The sequence below is a fragment of the Acinetobacter haemolyticus genome, from assembly GCF_003323815.1.
Classification (GTDB): Bacteria; Pseudomonadota; Gammaproteobacteria; order Pseudomonadales; family Moraxellaceae; genus Acinetobacter; species Acinetobacter haemolyticus.
The window spans coordinates 1,639,984-1,666,206 of sequence record NZ_CP030880.1 but is presented as its reverse complement, the minus strand read 5'-3'; the positions used below and the strand labels follow the sequence as shown (position 1 = coordinate 1,666,206).

The following is a 26,223-nucleotide window of genomic DNA, read 5'->3' as shown; positions in this document are numbered from 1 at the left end:
ACTTACTCTTCCTCAAAGTTACGTTGGTGAAGTTGATAGTACATCCCGTGTTTTGCTAACAACTCAGCATGAGTTCCTTGCTCTATGATTTGTCCTTTGTCCATTACAACGATCAAATCAGCATTCTCAACAGTTGAAAGGCGGTGTGCGATTACAATTGTTGTTCTACCTTGCATCGCCTCATCAAACGCACGCTGAATAAAATATTCAGACTCATTATCCAAAGCACTGGTCGCTTCATCTAAAATTAAAATTGGTGAGTCCTTTAGTATCGCACGTGCAATCGCGATACGTTGACGCTGGCCACCTGAAAGGCTTAAACCTTGCGCCCCTAGAACCGTGTCATAACCTTGCGGTAATGCCATAATAAATTCATGTGCATAAGCTGCTTTCGCGGCAGCAATCACCTGTTCATCACTCGCATTTTGTAATTGACCGTAAGCAATATTATCGCGTACCGAACGGTTAAACAGCACTACCTGTTGATTAACCATTGCGATTTGAGATCGTAGTGATAAAAGCTCTATTTGATCAATTGCTATATTATCCAAATAGATTTCACCACTACTCAACTCTTGGAATCGCGGCAGCATATTCACTAACGACGTTTTACCTGCGCCCGAACGACCCACTAATGCAATCGTTTGCCCTGCTTTTATATCCAATGAGAAATCTTTAATCGCATGAGTACCATCAGAGTACTGAAGATTAGCGCGCTCAAAGCGAATACTGCCTTTGAGTGCAGGTTTTAATTGCCCCTTATTTTCTTCTTCTGGTAAATCTAGTAACTCAAAAACTGAATGTGCAGCTGCTAAACCACGTTGTAATTTCTCATTGATATCAGTTAAGTTTTTGATTGGCTTTGAAATCAAACCTGCTGCCGTAATATAAGCAACAAATTCACCTGCAGATGTGTCACCTAACACCTGTGGGCGTAATGCTAACCAAAGAATGACTGCCATCGCACAGGATAAAATCAACTGTACCACTGGGCTATTAATATTCTGAACAATTACCATTTTCAAACCGCGACGTAAATTTTCTTCAGACGATTTATAAAAACGTTGTTGTTCAAAAGCTTCACCAGTGAAACTTTTCACTACAGAATTACCATTAATAGTTTCTTGAACCACATGGTTTACATCACCCATGGTGTTTTGCACTTGAATAGAAAGTTTGCGCATGCGTTTTGCTGCAACTCTCACCAAGACCCCAATCACAGGCATGAATACAAGGATACAGAGTGTTAAACGCCAATTGGTATAGAAGAGATAGCTTAACAATCCAATAACGATCAAACCGTCTTTTACTAAAGTCTGCAATGAGTCCGATGAAGCTGCAGTCAACTGCTCCACGTTATACATCAATTTAGCACTGATATAACCGACACTATTATCAAGATAATATTGGGCAGGCAATCTAAGTAATTTTGCGTACACTTCTTGGCGGATACTGAATACTAATCGACGAGAAATAACTGCCGAAAAGTATCCACCTAGAAATAAGCCTACACCACGAAAGAACATGAGTAATACGATTAAGGCAGGAAACCAATTTAGGTTTTCTCGGCTACCTTCTTGAATGGCATCAATAATGTATTTAAGCAACTTTGCAACAGAGACCTCTGTTGCGGCATTGATACTAAAACCAATCAATACAAATAAGGCGATACCCCAATAAGATTTTAAATAAGCTAGTAGACGAAAATAGACCTTAAAATCCTGACTCACTCAGTGAAACCTCTTGTTGGAACTTTAGTGCTAATGTTGACATTGACAAAACCGAGCTGACCAGCCACATCCATCACACGAATAACATCTTGATGTGCAGCATTGGCATCAGCAGCAATCACGAACATAAAATCACGACGATCTTGTGCAATCTGTTTGATCGCTGTGCTTAGATCAGCAACTTCCTTACTTGCCATCGCTTGACCGTTCACAGAATAATGCCCTTTTGAGTCTACCATTATTTCAATTTTGTGATCGAATTGTTTCGGTGGTACACCCTGAGCATCAGGCAGCGTCAAGTTTATGCGACTTTGCTGACTAAAGGTGGTAGAAAGTAGTAGAAACACCAAAATAAACAACATACAGTCGATCATAGGTGTCAAATTTATATGAATATCATCAACTTGAGCGCGTTTAAATTTCATCATCACACCTACGTTCAACTGGCGCGACGATGTTCTTGAACATGTGGGGTCTTTTTATGGAAAAGCGCCGCATGAAACAATGTTGACTGCTGTTCTAACTCAGCCACGTACTCATGAACGACTCGCTGAAAATAACGGTAAGCAATCATTGCTGGAATTGCAATCAACATCCCCACAGCTGTAGTAATCAGAGCCGTAGAAATTCCTGGCATCATCATACTTGCATTACCAGCCGACCCAACATCAACCACCAAGAACGCCTCAATAATCCCAAGAACAGTACCCAGCAGTCCAAGTAATGGCGCAATTGCACCTAAGGTACCTAAAAAATTTATGTTTTTTTCAAGATGGGTTATTTCTTCTGAAGCAGTAGCTTCCATTTGAGCACGAGCAAACTGCTCCCCCTGATCCTGATGATCATATCCAGCCTTTAGAATTCGTCCCAAAGCACTATGATTTATTTCAGGCTGTTCAAGAGTCGAGATAACATTCTCTACATCGGCACCTTTAACCAACAATGCTTGCGGTAAAACTTGTGAGCGTTTAAGACGAATATAACGCTCGATAATAATTGCAACCGTAAAAATTGATGAGAGAATAAGCGGCAGCATCAACCAGCCGCCTGCTTTCACAAGTTCCCACATATCATTCCCCAATAATATTTAAAAAATTATAAAAGGATGGTTTTTCAATGTTATAAGTTCAGTTAGGTAAACAAATATTTAAAATCCCATCCAACTCATCCAATGAGTGATAATGAATGACCATTTTCCCTTTACCTTTTTGATTATGATCAATTTTCACATTTGCACCAAAACGCTCTGACAGCTTTTGGGTCAATTGTTCAATATCTGGAGAAACTTGTACTTTCTCCTTTTCAGGCTTTGGTTCATTCCACTCACGTACTAACTGTTCAGTTTGACGTACCGATAAACTCTTTTCAATAACGATCTTTGCCACGTCCATTTGATCTTTTGCTTTTAAGCTCAAAATCGCACGTGCATGCCCCATATCGATTTGACCTTGCTGCATGAAATCTTTAATTGGATCAGCCAAACTTAATAGACGTAACAGATTACTTACTGTTGTTCGAGCTTTACCAACTGTCTCTGCAATTTCTTGATGACTCAATCCAAATTCATCGTGAAAACGTTGTAATGCAAGTGCCTGATCAATCGGATTTAAATCTTGGCGTTGAATATTCTCAATTAATGCTAATGCAATCGCTACCTGATCATTGAGTTCACGAACAATTGCAGGAATTTCAGTTAGTCCTGCTAACTGTGCAGCACGCCAACGACGTTCACCCGCAATAATTTCATATGGAAACTGTTCATCATCTACAGGACGAATAACGATGGGTTGCATCACGCCATGCTTTTCAATTGATGATGCAAGCTCTTGTAAATCTTGTTCTTGAATAAAACGACGAGGCTGATATTCACCACGTTTTAATAAGTTCACATCAATTTGCTTGAGTTGACCATGATCCAAGGCTTGTGCTTCAAGTTGCAATTTCTCTTTCTGAATTGAACCTAATAGCGCATCTAAACCACGACCTTTAGCCAATCCGCGTTTTTTGATGCTCATACAGCACTTCCTTTTTTGACTTTACTTTTCTTCAACATTTCCGCGGCCAAATTCAAATAGGCAACCGCACCTTTTGAGCTCTTCTCAAAATAAATGACAGGCAAACCATGTGCAGGTGCTTCAGCCAATCGAATATTTCGGGGGATAACAGTTTCGTATAACTTCTTGCCAAAATATTGGTCTAATTCAGCAGATACATCACGTGTCAACGCATTACGAGCATCATACATGGTACGTAATACACCAACAATTTCCAAGTTTGGATTCAATGCTTTTTGTATACGATCAATTGTTTGGGTTAAGTCAGCCAATCCTTCCAAAGCATAATATTCACATTGCATTGGAATGATCACACCATTTACGGCAGCCAAAGCATTCACAGTGATCAGACTTAAACTCGGAGCACAATCCACAATAATATAGTCAAATGATGCATCAATTTCTTGCAGCGCGTTTTTTAGAATAAACTCACGACCATCCTGTTCGGCAATAGTAAGCTCAACGCCAGCAAGTTCACGGTTTGCTCCCAAGACCTTGTAACCAACTTCAGCTTTTTGTATTGCAGTCTCGATTGGTACCTCACCTAAAAGCACGTCTGCCACTGTATAAAGTAAATCATTTTTTTGAATGCCAGACCCCATCGTCGCATTCCCTTGGGAGTCCATATCGACTAACAAGACACGTTTTTTCAAAATCGCCAAAGAAGCAGCAAGATTTACCGCTGTCGTGGTTTTCCCTACACCACCTTTTTGGTTTGCAATTGCTATAATCTGAGCCATAACTACCCTTAATATTTTTTATTGAATACGTTGAAGTAACAGTAAATGACGTTGCTCATCTAATCTTGGCACACGAAGTTCAATGATTTTACAAGAATACTCATCCTTCATCTGCTCCACCTCATCCTCAGGAATGAGACCTTTCATCGCTGCAATAATGCTTTGATCATGCATATAAGGCTGTGCAGCATTCACAAAATCTGTCAGAGATGCAAAGGCACGACTTGTAATGACATCGAAATGACCGAGCTCAGATATACTATCTTCGCTTTCTACTCGTGTTTGCACTGCAATTACATTTTTGAGCTTTAAATCTGCAATAAATTGCTTCAAAAACCGAATTTTTTTACCATTTGAATCTAGCAGTACACAGTCACGTTCTGGTTGACATAATGCAATGATCATGCCTGGCATGCCACCACCTGTGCCAACATCAAGTAAACGCCCAGCAGGTAAATCATTTAAGATACTCAAACTATCTAATAAATGTTTAACCAACATTTCTTTGGGTTCACGAATGGCTGTTAAATTATATGCCTTATTCCACAACACCAAAGCATCTTGATATTTCAACAAAAGTGTTAAGGCTTCTTCGCTTAGACTTAAACCTAAGGCTTGACTTCCTTGCTTTAATTCTTGAAAAAAAGGATGCATAACAGTGCGACATCTCGATAAATTTGCTGTGCAGTATACCTATTTCTGTCACAAGACACAGTAGGACTTGTTGAACGATTATGCAGTTAAACATGAACAAACACGATAAACTGCACAAACTATTAAGTTTTTTTAATACAGCTTGCTATTAACGCTAAGCAAACGCACCTTGTTGTATCTGTTGATCTAACTGCTGCAAACGCTCAGGAGTACCGACATCCACCCAAATTCCTTGCATTTTTTCAGCTGAAACCTGCTGTTCTAACATCGCTTCTTTCAATAATGGAGCCAATGGACGCTTACCACTCTCTAAGCCGATAAACATCTGAGGTGCCAACACCGCAACGCCACTATATGTTAGCGCTTCACCACATTGCTCTTGATCAAAAGTATAGGCCATATTGTTTGACAGAATAAAATCACCCTTTAAATGCTGTGGTGGATTATCAACCAAAACCAAATGTGCCTGTTTAGTCCCTAATTTAACATCCAGCAATGATGCGAAGTCCATTGTTGTCCAAACATCACCATTTACAAGAATGAATGGTTGATCACCAAGCAAAGGTAAAGCATTAATAATACCACCTGCTGTCTCTAAACCTTCCCCCTCGTGCGACCACAAAATATTTACGCCGAATTGAGTTCCATCACCTAAAGCAGCTACAAGCTTTTCACCCAGCCAAGCGGTATTGATTACAATCTCTTTTACACCGACTTTCTGCAATTTTTCAATATGCCAAACAATGAGCGGTTTCCCTCCCACTTCAAGCAAGGGCTTTGGTGTATGTAATGTAAGTGGTCGCATACGATTACCTAGACCAGCCGCCAGAATCATCGCTTTCATTAAGCAGCAACCTCGTATTCGCCATATTTCAATATGAACTTTGGCATAACCGTTTCACGTATAAAATGCATAAAGTCATTTAACTCATCATAACCTTGGCTTTCTTCAAGCAAATACCACATTACCCGTGGCAAATCCTTTAGATAGCCCGATTTACCATCACGCTCATATAAACGCACAAAGATGCCCAATATTTTTAAATGACGTTGAATCGCCATCAAATCAGCATCACGCTTGAATTGTTCAAAACTGCGATTTACTTTCGCTGCATCTGGCAACAACTTATAAAATACATTAAACCATTCGTGTACGCGCGCCGCATTCCATTGAACATAGGCATCACGTGTAATTGAAATTAGATCATAAGTATCTGCACCAATTACAGCATCTTGAAAATCAATGACACCCAGCTCTTGTTCATTATCAATTTTCATCAAATTACGACTATGAAAATCACGATGAACAATCACTTGCGGCTGACTTAAAGCTTCAATTGCAAGAAAATCGAATGCTTGTTCTATGGTTTCAAGCTGTTGCTCTGTTGGTTGAATTTTTAACGAAGGTAACATCCAATCGGTTAACAACCGCATTTCTGTCATTAATTTTTCATAAGAATAAACTGGCAACAACTCATGACCATTAATCTTTTGCAATTCGATTAGTTGTTTAAAACTCTGCGCATAATATTGATCCACTGTTGCATCATTGAGCAACGTCGATAGAACTACATCACCAAAATCCTCTAACAATAAAAAGCCATCTTCCAAATCTTTGGCAATAATATGCGGCACGCGCACACCATGCTGATCGAAAAACTCATCAATTGTCACGAATGGCGTACAATCTTCTTTTTCAGGAGGTGCATCCATAAGCATATATGTTTTGTTTTGTAAATTTATTCGCGCATAGCGACGAAAGCTTGCATCCCCTGCTAAAAAGCTGATCTCAAATTGATCAGATTGTAGAGTGGCTTGCAACCAAGTTTGTATCAATTGTTCACGTTGTGTATTCATTTGCAATAAAATCTAAAACTAGCTGAGATTTTGAGAGCTTAAGTGTAGCCACTTATCAACTTTTTCTCTATGATGCGACAATAATTAATTGTGAATTAGCATACTGGTTAATGAGACAATGAAACATCAGTTTAAATTTAATCCTTTAGCAACAGCTATTTTGACACTCTTGTGTGGCGGCACGATTCAAACAGGTTTCGCGGCTTCCACCACGTCTCATGTCTCTACACTAGACAATGCTAAACTCAAGGCTATCGCCGAAAAAAATCAAGTAAAACCAGATCAGGAAAGTTATGCTGGCGAACATTTTTTTCAACAATATTATGTAGATAAAACTGCGCCAGAAGCTCAACTGCGTAATAATCAGCATTTGAGTTCGTCCTTCTGCCAAGGTACATGGATTACTCCAATTAATCCTGCAACCAAGCCAGCTGATGCAAACAGCACTACATCTGTCATCACAGCAGATTATGGTCACTACAACCCGAACGGTGATTCAATTTTACAAGGCAATGTGGTAATTGACCAAGAAGGCCGCACCATTCGTGCTGACCAAGTCACGATTGACTCCACACAAACTCTTGCAAATGCTCAAGGTCGAGTTCAACTTGCTCAATCTGGATTGCTCACCCAAAGTGACCAAATTAACTATAATCTAAAGACCCAAACAGGCGATTTAAATAACAGCTTCTATATTGCTGAGCAACAACATGCGCACGGGCAAGCGAATCAAATATTGCGGAAAAACGAAAATCTACTCGTTTTAAAGGATGCAAGCTATACAGCATGCCCTCCAGAGCAAAAACCGGCTTGGAAAATTCAAGCCAAAGAAATTGAACTCAATCAAGATACTGGTCGCGGCGTTACTCGCGGCACCAAGCTGTATGTCAAAAATGTACCCGTGATTGCCGTTCCTTATTTCAACTTCCCAATCGATGATCGTCGCACCACAGGGATGCTCAGTCCAAATTTTGGCTATAGTAGTGATGGTGGCGCACAACTGTCAGTACCCATTTATCTCAATCTAGCCCCTAATTATGATCTTACACTTACACCTAGCTTTATGAGTAACCGTGGTGCCAAGCTAGATGCTGAATATCGCTACATGACTGAAAACTTTGGTTCAGGTCAAATCTGGGGTGGATATATACAGAATGATAAAGAGTACGAAAATAGAAAAAATCGTTCCGATCTACATTTTATCCACAACTGGAGAATTGATGATCAGTGGTCTACCAATCTAGAATACAATTACGCATCAGATAAAGAATATTTTTCTGACTTTAATAACAACCCAAACACAAGAACCGATTTAAACTTGCGCCGAGCATGGGAGCTTAATTATCGAAATGGCATCCCTGGTCTAAGAGCACAATTAAAAGTTGAAGATTTCCAAACACTTGATAAAGAAATCGATGACAAAGACAAACCTTATGCACGATTACCTCAATTCTTATTAAATTATGTCGCAGGTAACCCACAAGGATTACAGTATGAATTTAATAATGATACTGCGTATTTCAAAAAATCCATCAATGATGGATCTGCCTTAGAATCAAGTGGTACACGTATCTACAATCAATTTGCTGTACGATACAATCATATTACTCCATCATGGTTCTATGTTATTCCAGAGGCTTCTGTACGTAGTATCAATACATTCTACGATCAAGACTCTCAACAAGATCGTAGTTCTAATGATTTAGAAAAATCAGTTGTGGTACCTCAATTTACATTGGCTACAGGTTTAACTTTTGAAAAAGATGGTAAGTACTTACAAAGTATTTCTCCACGTGCTTTTTATGCTTATTCACCATATCGAAAACAGGATGATCATCCAAACTTTGATTCCACAACAGCATCGATCAATTACGATCAATTATTTAATCCATATCGCTTTTATGGACACGACCGTTTAGATGACAATAACTTCCTGTCACTAGGTGTAACTTATAGCCTCTTAGATACTGAAGGCTTAGAGCGTATCAAAGCCAGCGTCGGACAAAGTTATTATTTTAATGATCGTCGAGTCAGCCTCAACGAACAACTTGATGAATTTGATACACAGCGACGTACTGGGCCTGTAGTCAATTTGACTAGCCAACTTAATCAAAACTTTACCATTAGTGCTAACTCTGCATGGATGTCGAATGGCGACAATGCGCAACGTGATTTTCAAGCATATTATACTGGCGATAAAGGCAATCTTTATAATGTTGGTTATTTTTACCGCAAAGATATCAAAGACCGACAAAATGCCTACGATCAAGTTGTTGCATCCTTTATACAACCCGTAAAAGATAATTGGCGTATTATGGGTCATGCTCAGTATGACCTTGACAATAACCTCATGCGTGAGTATTTATTGGGCGTCAATTACGAATCTTGCTGCTGGGCTGTTTCAGTATACGGTCGCTCTTACTATAACGATCTGGATGATCCAAACTCTCCTGATGTGCGTAAGAAGAATGCCGTTATGGCCGAAGTTACGCTGAAAGGTTTAGGCGCTTTAAATACCAAACTATCTTCTCTGCTTGAGAATAGAGTTTTAGGTTTCAACAAAACTAATCAATCTTGGACACAACGTTAATGAAGATAAAACATTTTCAACATATCTTTAGAGCCACTGTTCTAGCAGCCCTAATTTCTTCATCAATGCATAGCTTTGCTCAACCTGCGGATGAGGTTGTCGCAATTGTAGATAGTAGTGTCATTCTTAAAAGCGACTTAGTACAAGGAATTGCTGAGGCTGAACACCAACTCAAGGCTCAAAATCAAACTGCCCCTCCAAAGCAATACTTACAAATGCAGGTTTTGGATCAACTGATTATTCGCCAAGCTCAATTAGAACAAGTAAAACGTTATGGCATCAAACCTGATGAAAATAGCTTAAATGCGGCAGTATTAAGAGTCGCCAATCAATCAGGTAGTAATTCATTATCTGCATTTCAACAAAAGTTAGATGCTATTGCACCAGGCACTTATGAAAATCTAAGAAACCGAATTGCAGAAGACCTTGCAATTGGTCGTCTTCGTCAACAACAAGTGATGTCACGTATTAAAATCAGTGATCACGATGTTGAAAACTTCCTAAAATCACCTGAAGGTCAAGCAGCTTTGGGAACACAAGTTCATGTTCTTCATATGCGTATTTCTGGTACGGACAATAATGAAGTACAAAAAGTTGCAGAAGAAGTCAGACGATCTCTTGCTACAAGTAACGATCCTAAGGCAATCAGCAGTAAATTATCGACAGGAACAGTAACAGTTGATGGCGCAGATATGGGCTTCCGTGCTTTATCTGAAATCCCAACCGAACTTGCTGCTCGCGTCACTCCACTACAAGTAGGACAAACCACTGGCTTAGTCAATGTTCGTGACGGAACGCATGTATTAAAATTACTTGAACGTAAACAGAATGATCAACGTGCACTTGTTCCACAATATAAAACACGTCACATTTTGATCCAAACATCTGAAGTTGTAAGCTCTGATCGCGCTAAACAAATGATTGATAGCTTATACAACCGAATTAAAGCAGGTGAAGACTTCGCAACTTTAGCAGCTACCTTCTCGAATGATCCAGGTTCTGCTCGTGATGGCGGCAACTTAGGCTGGGTCAATGCTGGTGTAATGGTGCCTGAGTTTGAAAAAGTAATGAAGGAAATACCTGTTGGCCAGCTCAGCGAACCATTCCAAAGTCAATTTGGTTGGCATATTTTAGAAGTAACAGATACACGCCAACAAGATATGACCAAAGAAGCGCAAGAACGTATGGCACGCCAAATCTTAGGTGAGCGTCAATTTGAAACGGAAGTAGATAGTTGGACTCGCGAACTACGCGCTAATGCCTACGTTGAAATCAAAGATGTAAATATGGACTCAAAAGCAGCGCAAAAATAATTTAACCAAAAAAAATAGCGGCAAATGCCGCTATTTTTATGCACCAAAATTATTTGTAACGATCAACCATTTTCTCTAGAGAGATCGGGCGAATCTTATCTGCATTACCTGCTGTACCAAAGGCTTCATAACGAGCAACACAGATATCTTTCATTGCCTCAACGGTTTCACCAAAGAATTTGCGTGGATCAAATTCACTTGGTTTCTCAGCCATCATACGACGCATCGCACCAGTAGAAGCCAAACGCAAATCGGTATCAATGTTAATCTTACGTACGCCATGTTTAATCGCTTCTACAAGCTGATCTACAGGCACACCATAAGTTTCTTTAATATCGCCACCATATTGGTTAATTACAGCCAACCACTCTTGTGGCACTGAGCTTGAACCATGCATTACAAGATGTGTATTTGGTAATGCAGCATGGATTTCTTTAATACGATCAATCGCCAAGATATCGCCTGTAGGTGGACGAGTAAACTTGTATGCTCCGTGAGAAGTACCAACTGCAATCGCTAAAGCATCAACGTTAGTATCCGCGACAAATTGGGTCGCTTCTTCCACCGAAGTAAGCAATTGAGAATGATCAAGCACACCCTCTGCACCCACGCCATCTTCTTCGCCAGCCAAACCAGTTTCAAGGCTACCTAAGCAACCAATTTCACCTTCAACTGAAACGCCACATGCATGCGCCATAGCAACAACACGACGAGTTACATCAACATTATAATCATATGATGTAGGTGTCTTACCATCAGCACCCAATGAACCGTCCATCATCACAGAGCTAAAACCCAATTGAATTGAACGCTGACAAACATCAGGGCTAGTACCATGATCTTGATGCATTACCACTGGAATATGTGGCCATTCTTCAATTGCAGCTAAAATAAGATGACGTAAAAAAGGTGCACCTGCATATTTACGCGCACCCGCCGAAGCTTGTACGATTACAGGTGAATTCGTCGCATCTGCAGCTAGCATAATTGCGCGCATTTGTTCTAAGTTGTTTACGTTAAACGCTGGTACGCCGTAGTTGTGTTCTGCAGCGTGATCCAAGAGCTGGCGCATCGAGATTAGAGCCATAATATCCTCCCAGGTAATGCGCCATATTCTACATGTTGATTTATTTCAATTCAGCAACTAATCACAGGATTTGAAAAAAAAACCTGAATCTTTTGTGTAATTTGCGTATCACAACACATTTAACAATAAAAAAGGCTAAATCCAATAATGATTTAGCCTCTAATTATTTCGTGCTTAGGCATCAAATACTAAAAAGAACCAATTCAATCCTTAACAGTATCCTTCAAGGCGTGTAAGCGGTAATTTTTTACCAATTGCTTTTTCAATTTCAGGTAAGTAAAACGCATCGTCTTCAGACAGGAAACTAATGCTCACCCCTTGAGCTCCTGCACGACCTGTACGACCAATACGATGCACATAATCATCAGATTGTTCTGGCAGCGTAAAATTCACAACATGTGAGACGCCATCAACATGAATACCACGTCCAGCTACATCTGTAGCAATCATGATGTTGTGTTTGCCTTGCTTAAATTGATCCAGCATTTTCAAACGCTTATCTTGTGCAATTTCACCAGATAACATCCCAACTTTGTAACCATCACGTTTCAAATGATCATATAAACGACGAACCTGATCTCGACGATTCGCAAAAATCATGACTTTATCAATCGGCTCATCACGTAGAATATCCTGCAACAATTTATACTTGTCTTCTTTTGCAACAACATATACACGCTGTTCAACGTCAACATTCGTTTTTTGCTCAGGTTCAATTTCAACAGTAACAGGCTCAAACAACCATTGACGAGCTAAATTCAGCACATCATAGCTAAATGTTGCAGAAAACATTAAAGTTTGACGTTGCTCTTTGGATGGAGAATAACGAACAATACGCTTTACCGAAGGAATAAAGCCCATATCCAATAATCGATCAGCTTCATCAATAACTAAAAACTCGATGCGATCCAGCCACACTTCTTTCTGCTCAACAAAATCAATTAAGCGTCCAGGGGTCGCAACAATAATATCAACAAAGTTTCGATCTAACATTTTCTTCTGTTTATCGAAGTCAACCCCACCCAACAACGTTACAAGGTGCAAGTTAGAAAACTTTGTCAGCGACTTTGCATCACTTTCAATTTGTAAAGCCAACTCACGAGTAGGCGCCAAGATTAGAGCACGTGGCTCACCACGAAAGCGTTGTTCTTGAATCGGATTATTTAACAAATCATTGATCACACTAATCAGAAAGGCAGCCGTTTTACCAGTCCCTGTTTGTGCGCGACCAATCGCATCATGCCCTGCTAGCGTATATTTTAAAACCTTTTGCTGAATTGGAGTCATTTGAGTAAAACCCAAAGCATCAATCGCCTTTTTCAACTGCGGATGTAATTTTAAGGTTTCAAAACCAGACGTCATATATGCTCTCAAACCATCAATGACCAAAATAAAGTCGTTATTATAAACAAAAACGCCCCAAATAACATTGGAGCGTTTTTATATCGCGTTAAAGCAACAAATTAGTCTAACGGCTGAACGTTTTCAGCTTGAAAACCTTTTTGTCCTTGAACTACGCTAAATTCTACACGCTGACCGTCACGTAAAGAACGGTGACCATCACCAACAATTGCACGGAAATGAACGAAAACGTCATCACCGCCGTTGCGTTGAATAAAACCAAAGCCTTTAGTGTCATTAAACCACTTTACTACGCCTTGTTCACGAGCTGTCATAAGTCAATCCTCAGATATTGAAAGATAAGGACCTTCCGGTGTTGCAAACAGCAGAGCCAACAAGGTTTTAAAATCTTATAATTTTAAAGCTTGTAATCATTCTGTAAAACTATCAACAATTTCCGGTTACATCCATTTGTTATAGGGTTTTTTACGATAAAACGAAATGAAACACTTCCTAAAACGCATCGAGCTTAACATGGGTTTATGACAATTAATAGACTTATTTTAAGTTATTTCCCATGCTTCTATCTGTTTATACTCATCATTTAGTTTATTTTACAGAAACACGGTTCTCCAAAAATAACTTGTTGAACTTCCTTTACGTATATAAAATCAAATGAGATAAATTCTGATATAAGCTATATCCAACCTTTATGACTATCTCACCCACTCATTCAGCTGAAGTTATCGACGCCTTAGGGCAACCTTGCCCGATGCCATTACTTATGTTGAAACGAGCACTAAAAAAAGCAACAGGTAAAAAAACCTACCTGTTAAAGTCTTCTGATCCACACAGTGAAATTGATGTAACACGATATTGCCAAATTCAGAATCTGCAATGCCAAACAAAAAAAATCTCAGAAAATGAGTTTCACTATCTGATTGAATCCATCTAGGTCTTGTGGAACTGCTATTCTTTGTTAAACTCTTGGTTACTCGTAAAGATAAATTTACATTTCTATACTCAAATTTCCTTAGTGATGAAGAACATTCGCATTAAGATGAAATTGTTGACTCAAATATCATCCTATAAGGAGACTCCATGACTACTGACAGCAGCAATCAATTGATGCCCCTGTCATTGTCTGCGCCTGGTGTAAACCTCGGTGCATATATCAGCACTGTCAATCAAATTCCAATTTTAACGGCCGAGCAAGAAAAAGAACTTGCTGAACGTTATTATTATGACCAAGATCTTGATGCCGCCAAATTATTGGTGATGTCACATCTACGCTTTGTTGTACATATTGCAAGAAGTTATGCAGGTTATGGATTACCACAAGGTGATCTCATTCAAGAAGGCAACTTAGGTCTCATGAAGGCAGTTAAGCGCTTCGATCCCAATATGGGCGTGCGCCTTGTTTCATTTGCTGTACATTGGATTAAAGCCGAAATTCACGAATATGTCATTCGTAACTGGCGTATTGTCAAAATTGCGACGACCAAAGCACAACGTAAATTGTTCTTTAATTTACGTAGTTTGAAGAAATCGAGTAAACGCCTGACTTTAGAAGAAGCGCAAGCAATCGCGAATGATTTAAATGTCACGGCAGAACAAGTACTTGAAATGGAAGGTCGATTGACCGCCTATGATGCTGCTTTCGAAGCACAAGGCGATGATGACGATGACACACCTCATACTGCGCCAGCTCTTTACTTAGAAGATAATCGTTACGATCCAGCACGCCTAGCTGAAGAAGAAGATTATGAAGAACAAAGTACGGCGGCATTACATCAAGCGATGGACCAATTAGATGATCGTTCTCGTAATATTTTACAGCGTCGCTGGTTAGACGATGATAAATCTACATTGCATGAACTTGCTGCTGAATATAATGTTTCTGCTGAACGTATTCGCCAGCTTGAAAAAAATGCAATGGAAAAAATCAAAACCGCCATGTCTGCGAGTTAAGATTAAATCAAACAAAAGGGCTTTCATGCCCTTTTGTTGTATCTGGCTTTGTTTAAACACCCGAATATGTTAACGTTGCTTATCAAATTTCTAGTTCCATTTTCATTATGTGGATAGCGATCTCTGCAATCAATCTTGCCCTTGCAGTTATGCTCGGAGCGTTTGGCGCACACGGACTCAAATCTTTTGCATCACCTGAGCAACTTGTTTGGTGGGGTACAGCAACCCAATACTTTTTCTATCACGCCCTCGGCTTATTAATTCTGAGTGTACTAAATAAAACTACACCAAGTTTTCCTATAAAAATTCCGTTTATTTTGATGCAAATTGGCATCCTCTTTTTCTGTGGTTCGTTGTACATTATGGCGCTCGGCTTACCTAGAATATTAGGTACGATTACGCCGATTGGCGGTGCCTTTATGATTGCAAGTTGGCTGTTAATTGCGTGGCAAGCAATCAAGCATACGAAATAAGGATTTATCATGCACATCTATCTAAATGGCGAGTCCACAGACACGTCATGTGAAAATTTACAGCAACTCATTCAAGACCTAGCCCTAGAAGGCAAGCGTTTTGCTGTAGAAAAGAACCAACAGATTATTCCGAAAAGTAGACTTGAGCAAACTGCAATTGCTCCTGAAGATCGTATTGAAATTATTCAAGCTGTTGGTGGCGGCTAATCGGCTAAAAATGGAGTAAGCCCATGCAAGATTCCCCTTTAATTATTGGTTCACGTACCTTCCAATCTCGTTTATTGGTCGGAACTGGTAAATATAAAGATTTAAATGAAACCGATTTAGCCATTCAAGCAAGTGGTGCAGAAATTGTGACCGTAGCGATTCGTCGAGTGAATATCGGGCAACATGCCGATCAGCCGAATCTGCTTTCAGTGATTCCACCAGAGAAATACACCATTCTACCGAATACAGCTGGCTGTTTTGATGCAGATAGTGCGATTCGCACCTGTATGCTGGCTCGTGAACTACTTGATGGTCACAATCTGGTAAAACTGGAAGTGCTCGGTGATGAAAAAACCTTGTACCCTAATGTGACAGCAACGCTTAAAGCAGCGCAGACCTTGATTGATGATGGTTTTGAAATCATGGTTTACACCTCGGATGATCCGATTGTCGCTCAAGAGCTTGAAAGCATGGGCTGTGTTGCGATCATGCCTTTGGGTAGCTTAATTGGTTCTGGTCTCGGTATTCTCAATCCACACACCATTTCCATCATCAAAGAAAATGCCAAAGTCCCTGTTTTAGTGGATGCAGGTGTTGGTACTGCGAGTGATGCTGCGATTGCAATGGAATTGGGTTGCGATGGCGTATTAATGAATACAGCGATTGCGGCTGCGCAAAATCCAATTTTAATGGCTTCTGCAATGAAGAAAGCAATTGAAGCAGGTCGTGAAGCGTTTTTAGCGGGTCGTATGCCTCGTAAGCGTATGGCCAATGCTAGCTCGCCTGAAACGGGTTATTTCTTTAAGTAAGATAAGTAAAAGTAAAGGGAGCTGTTGGCTCCCTTTTTTAATGCAATTATGATTTATCTTGATTCCAGATTAACAAGATGAATAACTTGCTCAGTTGATCGCAAAGCAAGATCATGTAAAACATCTGGTTTTAGCCGTTTCATCTCGCACTTTGGCATCCATGAAATCACTTGAGCTTCAGTCGCATCATCAAGATAAGAAGCTTTTGTTTGAATATCGCCTTTATAAATATAAAGAAATTCATGAAAATGTCGCCCCACAACGGGATCATAGAAAAAATTTTCAACAATCGCAAAAAGCACAGGCGAATTAAAATATTCTCCTGTTTCTTCAAGCACTTCTCGTTGAATTCCCTCTAGGGTCGTTTCTAAAAATTTTAATCGACCACCCACTAAAGAAATACTTCCATCAGGAAATGTAGAAACCAAAATCTGATCTTCATGCTCTATCCAAGCAGCCACACGAATATTAAGTTTTCCCTCTGCAATATCTAATGTTAAATCTTTCACTTACTGACTCAACTAATGAACTTTAATCATTTATTTTATTAAATTCTTTAAATTACTTTTCGCCTTTCGCTCAAAACTCTGTTGGAAATGTTCCGTTTGATAAAGTGATTCTGTCTGATAAAAATGCGCTAGAACTTCTTTTCTCTTAATCGAATAAACATCTGAATCTACCCAAGCATATTCCTGCTGGATCTGCTGTTCATATTCCGCAAAACGCGCTGGCGAAGTAGCTAGAATCGCCAAATCGATATCTAATAAAAACTGCAAATCCAACTCGTTCGTTAATTCATGATTTTGCGTCGCAATAATCCAGCGCTTGATCTTTTCAACAATCTCAACAGATAGGTCCTGAGCCATATACTTTTCAAACAGCTCAGCACTTTTCAACTCGTTATCTTTCGCTTGCGGATCATAAACCGCATCATGAAACCAGAGTGCCAACTCAACTGCATTCGCATCATTTAAATCAGCTCGAATCGAGTCAACTAGAACCAGACATTCATACAAATGTTGCAGCGTATGATAAGCCCGTTGCTTTTCATTATAGGCGGCAATCAACTTATTAAAAACTTTCTGCGGTTCAGAGAAATGATAATACTGATGCAGCGCAAACCATGATTTTTCTAATGTGGATAAATACTGCTGCATTGCTCATCCTCATTGGATTTCTTTATTCAGCCACTTCGCCAAGGATTCAGCATCTTTACGTTCTAGAAAAAGCTGATACAAGGTACAGGAACCAAACTCATGTTTTAGTTCCTGTTGACGCATAGGATGATTACCAAATCTGAATCGTCGAGTACCATCGCGATCAAGAGGCAATGCATACACCCCATAACTACGAGGTTCTGTCAAATGCCCTTTGATTCGAACTTGATCAGACGATATTGCATGTTTTAATAAAAGTTCTTTGGTTAACATCCCACCCTGCCCAAGGCAAATCTAAGCTGCGTGCTGCTCATCTCGCTTAAAGACCAACTCTTTATTCGATGAACTTTCAGCATCAAAGTAATACCCTTCACTATCAAATGCTTTTAATTGTTCTACTTGGTTTAATTTATTTTCAATCAAGTATCTTGCCATTAGACCACGCGCTTTTTTCGCATAGAAACTAATGACTTTATATTTTCCATTCTTCTGATCCAAGAATACAGGCTTAACAATTTCTGCCTTAATTTTCTTTTCATTCACAGATTTATAATATTCGTCAGAAGCTAAATTTACCAATACTTTTGCATCAATTTCAGCTAAATCTTGGTTAATTTGATCGGTGATAATATTGCCCCAGAATTCATATAGATTATGACCACGGCTATTCTTTAATTTAGTGCCCATTTCCAAACGGTACGGCATCATCAAATCCAATGGACGTAATAAACCATAAAGACCAGACAACATACGCAAATGCTGTTGGGCGAAGTTGATATCTTGGTCTTTTAGGTGATAAGCATCTAAACCTGTGTACACATCACCTTTAAATGCAAACAAGGCTTGACGCGCATTGGAAAAATCAAAATCTGCATTCCAGTCGCGAAAACGCTCTACATTTAAATTGGCAATTTTCTCACTAACCATCATCAAAGATGCGATTTCACTCGCAGAAAGCTTGCGACATACATCAATCAGTTGCTGTGATTGTTCTAATAAACGTGGCTGTGTATATGTATCTGTAGGCAGAGCTGTTGTGTAATCAAGTGTTTTCGCTGGAGAAATTAAAGCAAGCATAATCAATCAAAAATAAATTTAACTTGGTGAAACTATAACAGTTGATAATTTTTAATGCCAATTCGTGTTTTCATTCTTCATTATCGGTAAAATAGTGGATTCTTCCATTATCCATTGCGTATCTTATGTCTGAGCAAGTATTCATCCAAGGTCCTGTTGGTCAAATTGAAATGTTTGTAGATCAACCCCAAGGTGAAATCACAGGTTTTGCTGTTGTTTGCCACCCACATCCTTTACAAGGTGGAACACCTCATCATAAAGTCCCTGTCCTATTGGCTCAAATTTTTAATGAAATGGGATGTGTGGTTTATCGTCCTAGCTTCCGTGGTTTACAGGGTAGCGAAGGTACACATGATCAAGGTCACGGCGAAACTGATGATATTATGGCTGTGATTGAATATGCCCGTGCAAAACATGCTGGTTTAACTTTTTATGCCGGTGGCTTTAGTTTCGGTTCTCATGTATTGGCCAAATGCCAAGCACAACTCAGTGAAGACTTACGTCCAAAACAATTAGTGCTCTGCGGCTTACCAACAGGTTCTGTGGTGGGTTTACGTCATTACCAAACCCCTGCAATTGATGGTGATATTTTATTTGTTCACGGCGAGCAAGATGATATTACCCTCCTTTCAGACATGATCGCTTGGGCAAAACCGCAAAAACATCCCATCACGATTCTGCCGGGTGCCAATCATTTCTTTACAGGTTATCTAAAACAGTTGCGTCAAGTCATTAGTCGTTTTTTAAAACTGTAGACTTAACAACAAATTACTAAGAAAAATATACGTGTTTTGAACCCAATGTCTGTTATATCAGTATAGATGTACAGGCATTTAGGTTCTTTAATAATGAAATTAAATAAAAAACAGGGACTTTTTTTAAAGCAAACTATTGAGCACTGGCAACAACAAGGCACGATTACGCCTGATGTGGCCAATAAATTAAATCAAAGTTTTTCAATTCGGTCTTTTGACTGGGAACGACTCGCAAAATATTCGTTCTGGATTTCAATGATTTGCACAGTGATTGCAATAGCTGCCATCACACTTGATGATTACTTGATGAAGTTAATTGAAAAAATCTTTATCGATTCCAAAATCATTCCTTGTCTGATTTTTGCTACAGTTGCGGCGGCCTTTTATAGCTTTGCCTATCTTCGACGTAAAATCAAACCCTTACATCAATTTAGCAATGAAGCGATTATTTTCGCAGGCGTGCTTTCTACCGCAGCGTCTGTCGCCTATTTCGGTCAAGCGATTGATACTGGTAGTGGGCATTTCTCTTTGTTATTCTTACTCTCTACCATTATTTATGCCGCACTTGCCTTCTGGTTTCCTTCTAAACTGATCTGGGTGTTCTCTCTACTTTCACTCGGCTCATGGTTTGGGACAGAAACAGGCTATATGTCGGGTTGGGGTGCCTATTACCTAGGCATGAACTTCCCTTTACGCTTTGTCTTTTTTGGCGGTGCCTTGATTGGCTTAAGCCTGATATTTAAACGTTATGCGCATTTTAGAGATTTCGCCCATTCAACTTATGTCATGGGACTACTTTATCTGTTTATTGCTTTATGGATTCTCTCGATCTTTGGCAATTATGGTGACTTGGATAGCTGGTATAACGTTAAACAATATGAGCTGTTGCATTGGGGTATTCTCTTCGCATTTATTGCCATCATAGCAATTGTCTATGGTTTAAAACATGATGATGCCACCTCACGTGGTTTTGGTATCACCTTCTTATTTATTAACCTCTACACCAAGTATTTTGAGTTCTTTTGGGTTGGTATGCATAAAGCAATCTTCTTTATCATATTGGCGGCTTCATTTTGGTGGATTGGTCGACATGCTGAAAAACTTTGGAACTTGGAGTTTTTATCTAGCCAATCACAGCGTAAAAAAGATGATCCACAATCGAAATAACATCTAAGTTTTTAAATAACTCACGCCCATAGCAGAAATGACAATTTCTGCGTCATGGGGTGTGAGTTGAGCGCGATAATATTGAATCAACTCAGCTTCCCATCCAATCATCTCATCTAAAATCATTTGTGCTTGATCGAAACTTAATAAGAACTGATTTGCCATACTTAATACATTTTCCCGTCCCATTTGAGTACCATAAATACCGATCTGCATACTCAGACCTTGAGGCTTATATTCCTGATTTGGCACAATATCGAACAATGGAGCAATTCGCCAACGACCATTTAGATACATAAAAGCATGGTTCTTAGGATGATCATCATCGTTTCCAATCAAAATATTAAAAATCATCCGCCGAAATAATTCATGTATATCCTGTTGTGACATCCCTTTTCGATACATTTCATTTGCCATAAGTGGATATGACCAGCGTTGATGATTAGTGCTATTCCATTCTGCATCCAGTAACGTTAAACCACTTAACATCGGTAAGCGTTTAAATTTTTGACTTTGTAAATCATAAATACGGTCAAAACGTTCTAACAGTAATACATCTTTCTGTTCACTCTGTTGAGAAACTTGAATAAGTTGATGTTTAGCAACAACCAATCCCTTTTTTTCAGCAAAGCTTAAACAGGCAAATTCAACTTGCGGCACATTAATCAAATCATCCCGATCTTTTGGTTTAGCGAGATACAACTTATCTTGATCAACCAAAGTAATTTTAGGTCTAGCCCCTCCTAATGAAGTCGTTTGCGCCATGGCCAACTGGATTCGTGTAATCGCCTCGCCTTTTCGCATGGCAACACTAAAATCAAGAAAATCTGATAATTTAACTAAGTGCTGGAAATTTTCTAAAGTTGCTTTTTGAGTGACTGTTTTAATCTCACCCACACACAAATTCCCAAAACGGTCTGCATTTTTTGCTTTGATCAAAAAATCTAAGTCCGACCAAGGTGTATCTTTTTCTCTTGCATAAATTCGTTTGAGAATTACTTTCCCCCACGCATCAGGCATAATATCCATGACAAAATTTGGGATACCGTTATTAGTGGTGATCGTATAAGGTTCTTTTCGCCATGGATAGTGGATCTCATCTAACACCCAAGTTGTCGGATAACTCGGCGCATAAACAAATTGCCCAACACCATTTTCAACGGTTAAACGCCCAAGGGTCACAAAATCAGTTTGATCAGGAAGCTGAATATATAAATAGATCGTTTGTTTCATTAAAAATCATCCTCATCTATTCGTTCCAAACGAACTCGGCTTTTTTGGCTTTCTTTATTTTCTATTGCTGGAAGATTTTTTTGTAAATCAGTTAAAATATTCAAATACCATAGTGCTTTTACAACCACACCAAATTCGACTGAAAGGTCGCCTTTTTCAATACGCTTAACTGTTGATAGTGAAGTAGAAATTGCTTTAGCTAAATCACTTTGACGTAGCCGTTTCTCAAGTCTTTTTTGCTTGATCAATGTAGCCAACTGCTGGGTAAATAATTGCCCATCAAGTGGATAAAACTTATTTTTATGGTTTATTTCTGACACTTTATGTAGCTTAAAAGTTCATATATGAACTTAAATATAGCACAAAATATTTAAATTCCGCAGAATGATTATTAAAAATCACCCCAACTCAAGCCAAACCGGGCCAAATACTTTTTGACCCGGTCGCTGTCATTGGTGGTATTTCGTTGCTGGCGTGAAGCAGCAAAAGCCTTTCGCATTCAATTTATCTTACACTAGAATAGGTTTTTATTTTTAGGGGGATTACCGTGCAATTCTATTACTTCAACTAGTTTTCAAAAGTTAGATTTTCTTTTCAACAAAACTTTGGAAGTATACAAAATAGGTAACTTCGAAATAAATAGTATAGAACTAACAAAGGAGGGCGTGATATTTTCAATGCTTACGGAATCATCACAACACCTATAAATTAAATGATAAATGCCGAGCAGATGAAAGATGCTCAATCATGAGCTTCTTTACTATGAAAATTTATTTTACAGATTCCAGAGCCGTCACCAACAACTTCCAGCATTTCTCTAGAGTATCGACTCTAACCCGCTCACCCGGCGCATGTGCCCCTTGAATATCTGGGCCAAAAGACACCATCTGCAAATTTGGATAATGTTCCGCAATAATGCCGCACTCCAAGCCCGCATGAATCACTTTCAAGTTCGGTTCAATTTCAAATGCGCGCTGATAAGCCTGTTGTAAGCATTTCAATGCAGCTGAATCTGGATTTGGTGTCCAACCCGACACCAACGGCGTTAACTCAGACTGAATTTCAAAATTGGCAAAGTGCTGTTGGATATTCTGGGCAAATGTTAGTGCTTCTTGGTTCACCATAGAACGAACCATAATTAAAGTCTTCGCCTCATCTTTAGTCAATTTGACCACACCGATATTATTTGAGGTTTCAACCACATCAGCTAAAGCACTACTCCACTGGGCAATACCATATGGACAAGTTGCCAATGCTTGTAACCAAGCTTGTTGTTGATGCAGCACAATCACTTCATTGATCTGATTGGCATTTTGTTGAAAGGTAATTTGCAGTTGATCATCAATACCTTGTAGTTTTTGTTGCCATTCAGCTTGTGTAGCTGCAATTGCTTTTTCTAGACCAGCCAATTGGTCTATTTCAATTGCAATGGTTGCTACCGCTTCACGTGGAATGGCATTGCGCGCTGTTCCACCGACGAATTCAACCAGTCTGCCATTTGACTGCGATAAATTGTCATTGAGGAAATTGGCTAAAATCACGTTGGCATTACCACGACCAAGATGAATATCAACACCAGAGTGACCACCTTTTAAGCCTGATACAAATAAATCTACATAAATTAAATCACTAGGTGCTGTTTGATATTGGATAGGCTGTTGTACTTCAATATCAATACTCCCAGCACAACCAAGATAGAGTTCGCCCCATTCTTCGGTATCAATATTAAATAACCATTGCCCCGTTAAAATACCCGATTCAAGTAAACGAGCACCGCTCATTCCCGCCTCTTCATCAATCGTCAAAAGTACTTCAATCGGCCCATGTGCAATATCATTTGATTCTAATACCGCCAACGCCAGTGCAACTCCGATACCATTATCGGCACCCAACGTGGTATTTTCAGCAATCAGCCAGCCATCTTTTAATATTGGTCGAATCGGATCTTTAAAAAAGTCATGTTGCGTACCACGATTTGCCTGAGTCACCATATCCAGATGCCCTTGCAAAATCACACCTGCAACTTGTTCTTTACCAGCTGTGGCAGCTTTTCGAATAATCAGATTACCAATATCATCGACATAGGTTTCTATGTTGCGCTGTTCCGCCCAATCTTTGAGATGCTGTCGTAATTGTTGTTCATGTTTTGATGGTCGAGGAATCGTGCACAAAGTCTCAAAATGTCGCCAAACCATTTGGGGAGATAATTTAGAAAAATCGACCTGTATCATGCACATATACTCTCAAATAAAGCGTTTAAGCAAATATACACCATACACCGAAACGGTCATGATGTTAAATCACTTCATTTAAGATGGCATGTTGAAAACTAACTTAGCTTTTCCATACAAATTTAGAAAAACTATGTTCAGCTTTTAAACTATTTTCAACAGCTTGGGCCAATTGACGGATAATGCTTTGTGTTTCGATCTTTTCAAACCAAGCTTGTTCTTGCTGAGGATTTGCTGTGATCTCACACAAAATATGACCTTCAGAATCTTGCTGTGAACACAGAATTGAAAGAGGTAACTGATGATTATCGATACGCACTTCAATTTTTTCATGTTCATGGCGCATATGTTGGGCATCAAAACCGTATTGTTCTAATTGTTTATATAACAATGCAGCCACATATTCTTGCGTGATATAGCATTCATTAGGCGGATGATCAATTAACCCATGTTTAGGGCAATCTGCTATAAATTGCAATGTTTTCATGGTATTCCCTCTATTTTTATGTTTTTAGCTGGATCACAGCTTAAAACCGACTCGTACGGTATGAATTATTATATATACAATTGTGTTTTATTGATTAGCCGATTGTCTTACTTCTTTTATTAATTTGATAAATTTCGACCTGATTAGATATGTACATCCTCTGATCATTAATCTAATGAATTAAACCGAACATTTAATATCCAGCCTAATCATTAGATTTGAATTGTAAAATAAGTTAAAGACCGCGCCAATCCACACGGGCATTACGTTCAGTTGAGTAAATGCGTTGTACATATTGTCCAATCGGAAGATCTAACAAATAGTCATAATATTCTTTTAACTCTCCACCAAATTGATCAACACCATCATTTTCCAACTCCCAAGGTGTCCCCTTAATCACCAACAACGGTGCAAGCATGGAACAAACAGATATATCAGCTAATCCTAAACGATCACCCACTAGATAACGACCTTGATTGTCAATCAAACGTTGATTTAAGTCCGTAATTAACTCTGTCATACATACTTTGGAATGGGCGACTTTTTCTGGATTTAATTGATAATTTGAAGCCACCAAACTCTTAAGAATTGGTTTTGAAAATTTCTCAAATTGACGCAAATAACCTTGCTCTCCCATCATAATTTCAAGTGGATGGTCGCTAGTGGAAAGTGCTTGTGCCAATGACCATCGACGTACATGAATACCCAATTCATTTGCAAGCGCATCTATTTCAATAGCTTGTTCACGTAATTGTTCATCACGCCGTAGTAAGGCATGCTCAGGATATGTACTATCAAGGTACAGAGCGATTTGCGTTGAATCTGCAATCCACTGCTTATCGTCCTTCAACATCGGCAAATAGTTTTGCCCAGACTTTAAATAGGTAAACGCACGATGAAAACCCGGAATTAAATTATGTGCCACATAATCCAATTCTTTATGATCTAGCAACCAGCGAGCTTTTTCACAATAATGAGATAAAGGAAATTGGTATAAAACCCGCATAAACACTCCAAATTTATTTTTCTATTCGCTCAAACATAAGCTTTTTGATACTTTAGAAGTAAAAGTGAATGATTACAATGTCGTTTTTGCTCTATCTTTTTTAAATTTTGGCTAAAAATATTTATATGTTTTTAAGGTGAAAATATTCATTTACTTCATAATAGTATAGACCTTAAGAATTAAGAAAACGTCTTAAAGAGTTAAATATTTGTTTTACCATTAAATTCCATATTACTTTTTATGTGCTTTTTCTCAAAAAAAATGCTTAATAATTATTATGATAT

General features: G+C 39.0%; 29 protein-coding genes. 9 read left to right on the top strand and 20 right to left on the bottom strand.

Annotation, left to right across the window (positions count from 1 at the left end):
* Nucleotides 1–2 precede the first annotated feature (2 nt).
* The 8 genes from msbA to DS737_RS07570 form a co-directional block, all read right to left on the bottom strand.
* Complete coding sequence (msbA, locus tag DS737_RS07605) at nt 3–1,730, bottom strand: lipid A export permease/ATP-binding protein MsbA (RefSeq protein ID WP_005090356.1); 1,728 nt, start codon at nt 1,728–1,730, stop codon at nt 3–5.
* Nucleotides 1,727–2,155 carry an ExbD/TolR family protein gene (locus DS737_RS07600; RefSeq protein WP_005080448.1) on the bottom strand — a complete coding sequence of 143 codons (429 nt, stop codon included), beginning with the start codon at nt 2,153–2,155 and terminating at the stop codon, nt 1,727–1,729. The genes msbA and DS737_RS07600 overlap by 4 nt, the downstream gene beginning before the upstream one ends.
* A 14-nt stretch (nt 2,156–2,169) precedes the next feature.
* On the bottom strand, nt 2,170–2,799 hold the full coding sequence (locus DS737_RS07595) for a MotA/TolQ/ExbB proton channel family protein (protein WP_005090353.1): 630 nt from the start codon (nt 2,797–2,799) through the stop codon (nt 2,170–2,172).
* Between the two features lie 58 nt (nt 2,800–2,857).
* On the bottom strand, nt 2,858–3,745 hold the full coding sequence (locus DS737_RS07590) for a ParB/RepB/Spo0J family partition protein (RefSeq protein WP_004639315.1): 888 nt from the start codon (nt 3,743–3,745) through the stop codon (nt 2,858–2,860).
* Nucleotides 3,742–4,524 carry a ParA family protein gene (locus tag DS737_RS07585; protein WP_004639316.1) on the bottom strand — a complete coding sequence of 261 codons (783 nt, stop codon included), beginning with the start codon at nt 4,522–4,524 and terminating at the stop codon, nt 3,742–3,744. The genes DS737_RS07590 and DS737_RS07585 overlap by 4 nt, the downstream gene beginning before the upstream one ends.
* A gap of 18 nt (nt 4,525–4,542) precedes the next feature.
* Nucleotides 4,543–5,178: a 16S rRNA (guanine(527)-N(7))-methyltransferase RsmG gene (gene rsmG / locus DS737_RS07580; RefSeq protein WP_004639317.1), complete on the bottom strand. Its 636-nt coding sequence runs from the start codon at nt 5,176–5,178 to the stop codon at nt 4,543–4,545.
* 154 nt (nt 5,179–5,332) lie between these two features.
* On the bottom strand, nt 5,333–6,022 hold the full coding sequence (gene murU / locus DS737_RS07575) for an N-acetylmuramate alpha-1-phosphate uridylyltransferase MurU (protein ID WP_005090351.1): 690 nt from the start codon (nt 6,020–6,022) through the stop codon (nt 5,333–5,335).
* Nucleotides 6,022–7,035: an aminoglycoside phosphotransferase family protein gene (locus DS737_RS07570; RefSeq protein WP_113997227.1), complete on the bottom strand. Its 1,014-nt coding sequence runs from the start codon at nt 7,033–7,035 to the stop codon at nt 6,022–6,024. The genes murU and DS737_RS07570 overlap by 1 nt, the downstream gene beginning before the upstream one ends.
* Nucleotides 7,036–7,153: 118 nt before the next feature.
* On the opposite strand from DS737_RS07570, the gene DS737_RS07565 reads away from it, so the two are divergent.
* Both DS737_RS07565 and DS737_RS07560 read left to right on the top strand, forming a co-directional pair.
* Complete coding sequence (locus DS737_RS07565; protein ID WP_113997226.1) at nt 7,154–9,625, top strand: LPS-assembly protein LptD; 2,472 nt, start codon at nt 7,154–7,156, stop codon at nt 9,623–9,625.
* The gene (locus DS737_RS07560; protein ID WP_113997225.1) at nt 9,625–10,938 is read left to right on the top strand and encodes a peptidylprolyl isomerase; all 1,314 of its coding nucleotides are present in this window, start codon (nt 9,625–9,627) and stop codon (nt 10,936–10,938) included. The genes DS737_RS07565 and DS737_RS07560 overlap by 1 nt, the downstream gene beginning before the upstream one ends.
* A gap of 49 nt (nt 10,939–10,987) precedes the next feature.
* On the opposite strand, the gene fba is transcribed toward DS737_RS07560, so the two are convergent.
* The 3 genes from fba to DS737_RS07545 form a co-directional block, all read right to left on the bottom strand.
* On the bottom strand, nt 10,988–12,025 hold the full coding sequence (gene fba, locus DS737_RS07555; protein WP_005080433.1) for a class II fructose-bisphosphate aldolase: 1,038 nt from the start codon (nt 12,023–12,025) through the stop codon (nt 10,988–10,990).
* Nucleotides 12,026–12,235: 210 nt separating this feature from the next.
* Complete coding sequence (rhlB, locus tag DS737_RS07550; protein WP_004639323.1) at nt 12,236–13,387, bottom strand: ATP-dependent RNA helicase RhlB; 1,152 nt, start codon at nt 13,385–13,387, stop codon at nt 12,236–12,238.
* 101 nt (nt 13,388–13,488) lie between these two features.
* Nucleotides 13,489–13,701, bottom strand: coding sequence for a cold-shock protein (locus tag DS737_RS07545; RefSeq protein WP_000126912.1), 213 nt, complete (start codon nt 13,699–13,701; stop codon nt 13,489–13,491).
* Between the two features lie 377 nt (nt 13,702–14,078).
* Between DS737_RS07545 and DS737_RS07540 the strand changes: the two genes are divergently transcribed.
* The 5 genes from DS737_RS07540 to DS737_RS07520 all read left to right on the top strand — a co-directional run bounded on the left by DS737_RS07540 (nt 14,079) and on the right by DS737_RS07520 (nt 16,826).
* Nucleotides 14,079–14,321, top strand: coding sequence for a sulfurtransferase TusA family protein (locus DS737_RS07540; protein WP_004639324.1), 243 nt, complete (start codon nt 14,079–14,081; stop codon nt 14,319–14,321).
* A gap of 146 nt (nt 14,322–14,467) precedes the next feature.
* Nucleotides 14,468–15,337: an RNA polymerase sigma factor RpoH gene (rpoH, locus tag DS737_RS07535; RefSeq protein WP_113997224.1), complete on the top strand. Its 870-nt coding sequence runs from the start codon at nt 14,468–14,470 to the stop codon at nt 15,335–15,337.
* 107 nt (nt 15,338–15,444) lie between these two features.
* Nucleotides 15,445–15,810 carry a DUF423 domain-containing protein gene (locus DS737_RS07530; RefSeq protein WP_005090342.1) on the top strand — a complete coding sequence of 122 codons (366 nt, stop codon included), beginning with the start codon at nt 15,445–15,447 and terminating at the stop codon, nt 15,808–15,810.
* Nucleotides 15,811–15,819: 9 nt separating this feature from the next.
* Nucleotides 15,820–16,017, top strand: coding sequence for a sulfur carrier protein ThiS (gene thiS / locus DS737_RS07525; protein ID WP_005080426.1), 198 nt, complete (start codon nt 15,820–15,822; stop codon nt 16,015–16,017).
* 23 nt (nt 16,018–16,040) lie between these two features.
* A complete protein-coding gene (locus DS737_RS07520) occupies nt 16,041–16,826 on the top strand; it encodes a thiazole synthase (protein WP_008941269.1) in 786 nt (261 codons plus the stop codon).
* Between the two features lie 53 nt (nt 16,827–16,879).
* Here the strand turns inward: DS737_RS07520 and DS737_RS07515 are convergent, their stop codons facing one another.
* Genes DS737_RS07515 through yaaA form a run of 4 tightly spaced genes read right to left on the bottom strand, consistent with a single transcriptional unit; the run spans nt 16,880 to nt 19,060 of the window.
* Entirely contained in the window at nt 16,880–17,335 is a 456-nt protein-coding gene (locus tag DS737_RS07515) for an NUDIX hydrolase (protein ID WP_113997223.1), read from the bottom strand.
* A 30-nt stretch (nt 17,336–17,365) separates the two neighbouring features.
* Complete coding sequence (locus tag DS737_RS07510; RefSeq protein WP_113997222.1) at nt 17,366–17,983, bottom strand: HD domain-containing protein; 618 nt, start codon at nt 17,981–17,983, stop codon at nt 17,366–17,368.
* 9 nt (nt 17,984–17,992) lie between these two features.
* Nucleotides 17,993–18,256, bottom strand: a complete 264-nt coding sequence (locus DS737_RS07505; protein WP_004653902.1) for a hypothetical protein — start codon at nt 18,254–18,256, stop codon at nt 17,993–17,995.
* Nucleotides 18,257–18,277: 21 nt separating this feature from the next.
* A complete protein-coding gene (gene yaaA, locus DS737_RS07500; protein WP_113997221.1) occupies nt 18,278–19,060 on the bottom strand; it encodes a peroxide stress protein YaaA in 783 nt (260 codons plus the stop codon).
* Between the two features lie 125 nt (nt 19,061–19,185).
* Between yaaA and DS737_RS07495 the strand changes: the two genes are divergently transcribed.
* The gene (locus tag DS737_RS07495) at nt 19,186–19,815 is read left to right on the top strand and encodes an alpha/beta hydrolase (RefSeq protein WP_005080415.1); all 630 of its coding nucleotides are present in this window, start codon (nt 19,186–19,188) and stop codon (nt 19,813–19,815) included.
* A 93-nt stretch (nt 19,816–19,908) separates the two neighbouring features.
* Nucleotides 19,909–20,982 (top strand): DUF2157 domain-containing protein, encoded by a 1,074-nt coding sequence (locus tag DS737_RS07490; RefSeq protein WP_113997220.1) that lies wholly within the window; start codon nt 19,909–19,911, stop codon nt 20,980–20,982.
* 3 nt (nt 20,983–20,985) lie between these two features.
* Here the strand turns inward: DS737_RS07490 and DS737_RS07485 are convergent, their stop codons facing one another.
* From DS737_RS07485 to DS737_RS07465, 5 genes are all read right to left on the bottom strand, one after another.
* Nucleotides 20,986–22,215: a type II toxin-antitoxin system HipA family toxin gene (locus tag DS737_RS07485; protein WP_113997219.1), complete on the bottom strand. Its 1,230-nt coding sequence runs from the start codon at nt 22,213–22,215 to the stop codon at nt 20,986–20,988.
* Nucleotides 22,215–22,535: a helix-turn-helix domain-containing protein gene (locus DS737_RS07480; protein ID WP_005053745.1), complete on the bottom strand. Its 321-nt coding sequence runs from the start codon at nt 22,533–22,535 to the stop codon at nt 22,215–22,217. Before DS737_RS07480 ends, DS737_RS07485 begins: the two co-directional genes overlap by 1 nt.
* Nucleotides 22,536–22,985: 450 nt before the next feature.
* Nucleotides 22,986–24,446, bottom strand: a complete 1,461-nt coding sequence (locus DS737_RS07475) for an aminoacyl-histidine dipeptidase (RefSeq protein ID WP_113997218.1) — start codon at nt 24,444–24,446, stop codon at nt 22,986–22,988.
* Nucleotides 24,447–24,549: 103 nt separating this feature from the next.
* Entirely contained in the window at nt 24,550–24,933 is a 384-nt protein-coding gene (locus DS737_RS07470; protein WP_004639344.1) for a hypothetical protein, read from the bottom strand.
* A 235-nt stretch (nt 24,934–25,168) separates the two neighbouring features.
* The gene (locus DS737_RS07465) at nt 25,169–25,939 is read right to left on the bottom strand and encodes a glutathione S-transferase family protein (RefSeq protein ID WP_113997217.1); all 771 of its coding nucleotides are present in this window, start codon (nt 25,937–25,939) and stop codon (nt 25,169–25,171) included.
* Nucleotides 25,940–26,223: the final 284 nt, after the last annotated feature.

What these genes read in the sequence shown, in the direction of transcription:
- DS737_RS07545 (WP_000126912.1), bottom strand. Translation starts at nt 13,701, where the DNA reads ATGACAGCTCGTGAACAAGGCGTAGTAAAGTGGTTTAATGACACTAAA.
- DS737_RS07520 (WP_008941269.1), top strand. Translation starts at nt 16,041, where the DNA reads ATGCAAGATTCCCCTTTAATTATTGGTTCACGTACCTTCCAATCTCGT.
- rhlB (WP_004639323.1), bottom strand. Translation starts at nt 13,387, where the DNA reads ATGACGTCTGGTTTTGAAACCTTAAAATTACATCCGCAGTTGAAAAAG.
- DS737_RS07570 (WP_113997227.1), bottom strand. Translation starts at nt 7,035, where the DNA reads ATGAATACACAACGTGAACAATTGATACAAACTTGGTTGCAAGCCACT.
- murU (WP_005090351.1), bottom strand. Translation starts at nt 6,022, where the DNA reads ATGAAAGCGATGATTCTGGCGGCTGGTCTAGGTAATCGTATGCGACCA.
- DS737_RS07510 (WP_113997222.1), bottom strand. Translation starts at nt 17,983, where the DNA reads ATGCAGCAGTATTTATCCACATTAGAAAAATCATGGTTTGCGCTGCAT.
- DS737_RS07490 (WP_113997220.1), top strand. Translation starts at nt 19,909, where the DNA reads ATGAAATTAAATAAAAAACAGGGACTTTTTTTAAAGCAAACTATTGAG.
- DS737_RS07495 (WP_005080415.1), top strand. Translation starts at nt 19,186, where the DNA reads ATGTCTGAGCAAGTATTCATCCAAGGTCCTGTTGGTCAAATTGAAATG.
- rpoH (WP_113997224.1), top strand. Translation starts at nt 14,468, where the DNA reads ATGACTACTGACAGCAGCAATCAATTGATGCCCCTGTCATTGTCTGCG.
- DS737_RS07560 (WP_113997225.1), top strand. Translation starts at nt 9,625, where the DNA reads ATGAAGATAAAACATTTTCAACATATCTTTAGAGCCACTGTTCTAGCA.
- rsmG (WP_004639317.1), bottom strand. Translation starts at nt 5,178, where the DNA reads ATGCATCCTTTTTTTCAAGAATTAAAGCAAGGAAGTCAAGCCTTAGGT.
- DS737_RS07475 (WP_113997218.1), bottom strand. Translation starts at nt 24,446, where the DNA reads ATGATACAGGTCGATTTTTCTAAATTATCTCCCCAAATGGTTTGGCGA.
- DS737_RS07465 (WP_113997217.1), bottom strand. Translation starts at nt 25,939, where the DNA reads ATGCGGGTTTTATACCAATTTCCTTTATCTCATTATTGTGAAAAAGCT.
- DS737_RS07600 (WP_005080448.1), bottom strand. Translation starts at nt 2,155, where the DNA reads ATGAAATTTAAACGCGCTCAAGTTGATGATATTCATATAAATTTGACA.
- DS737_RS07540 (WP_004639324.1), top strand. Translation starts at nt 14,079, where the DNA reads ATGACTATCTCACCCACTCATTCAGCTGAAGTTATCGACGCCTTAGGG.
- fba (WP_005080433.1), bottom strand. Translation starts at nt 12,025, where the DNA reads ATGGCTCTAATCTCGATGCGCCAGCTCTTGGATCACGCTGCAGAACAC.
- DS737_RS07595 (WP_005090353.1), bottom strand. Translation starts at nt 2,799, where the DNA reads ATGTGGGAACTTGTGAAAGCAGGCGGCTGGTTGATGCTGCCGCTTATT.
- DS737_RS07505 (WP_004653902.1), bottom strand. Translation starts at nt 18,256, where the DNA reads ATGTTAACCAAAGAACTTTTATTAAAACATGCAATATCGTCTGATCAA.
- DS737_RS07565 (WP_113997226.1), top strand. Translation starts at nt 7,154, where the DNA reads ATGAAACATCAGTTTAAATTTAATCCTTTAGCAACAGCTATTTTGACA.
- DS737_RS07585 (WP_004639316.1), bottom strand. Translation starts at nt 4,524, where the DNA reads ATGGCTCAGATTATAGCAATTGCAAACCAAAAAGGTGGTGTAGGGAAA.
- DS737_RS07530 (WP_005090342.1), top strand. Translation starts at nt 15,445, where the DNA reads ATGTGGATAGCGATCTCTGCAATCAATCTTGCCCTTGCAGTTATGCTC.
- DS737_RS07470 (WP_004639344.1), bottom strand. Translation starts at nt 24,933, where the DNA reads ATGAAAACATTGCAATTTATAGCAGATTGCCCTAAACATGGGTTAATT.
- yaaA (WP_113997221.1), bottom strand. Translation starts at nt 19,060, where the DNA reads ATGCTTGCTTTAATTTCTCCAGCGAAAACACTTGATTACACAACAGCT.
- DS737_RS07590 (WP_004639315.1), bottom strand. Translation starts at nt 3,745, where the DNA reads ATGAGCATCAAAAAACGCGGATTGGCTAAAGGTCGTGGTTTAGATGCG.
- DS737_RS07485 (WP_113997219.1), bottom strand. Translation starts at nt 22,215, where the DNA reads ATGAAACAAACGATCTATTTATATATTCAGCTTCCTGATCAAACTGAT.
- thiS (WP_005080426.1), top strand. Translation starts at nt 15,820, where the DNA reads ATGCACATCTATCTAAATGGCGAGTCCACAGACACGTCATGTGAAAAT.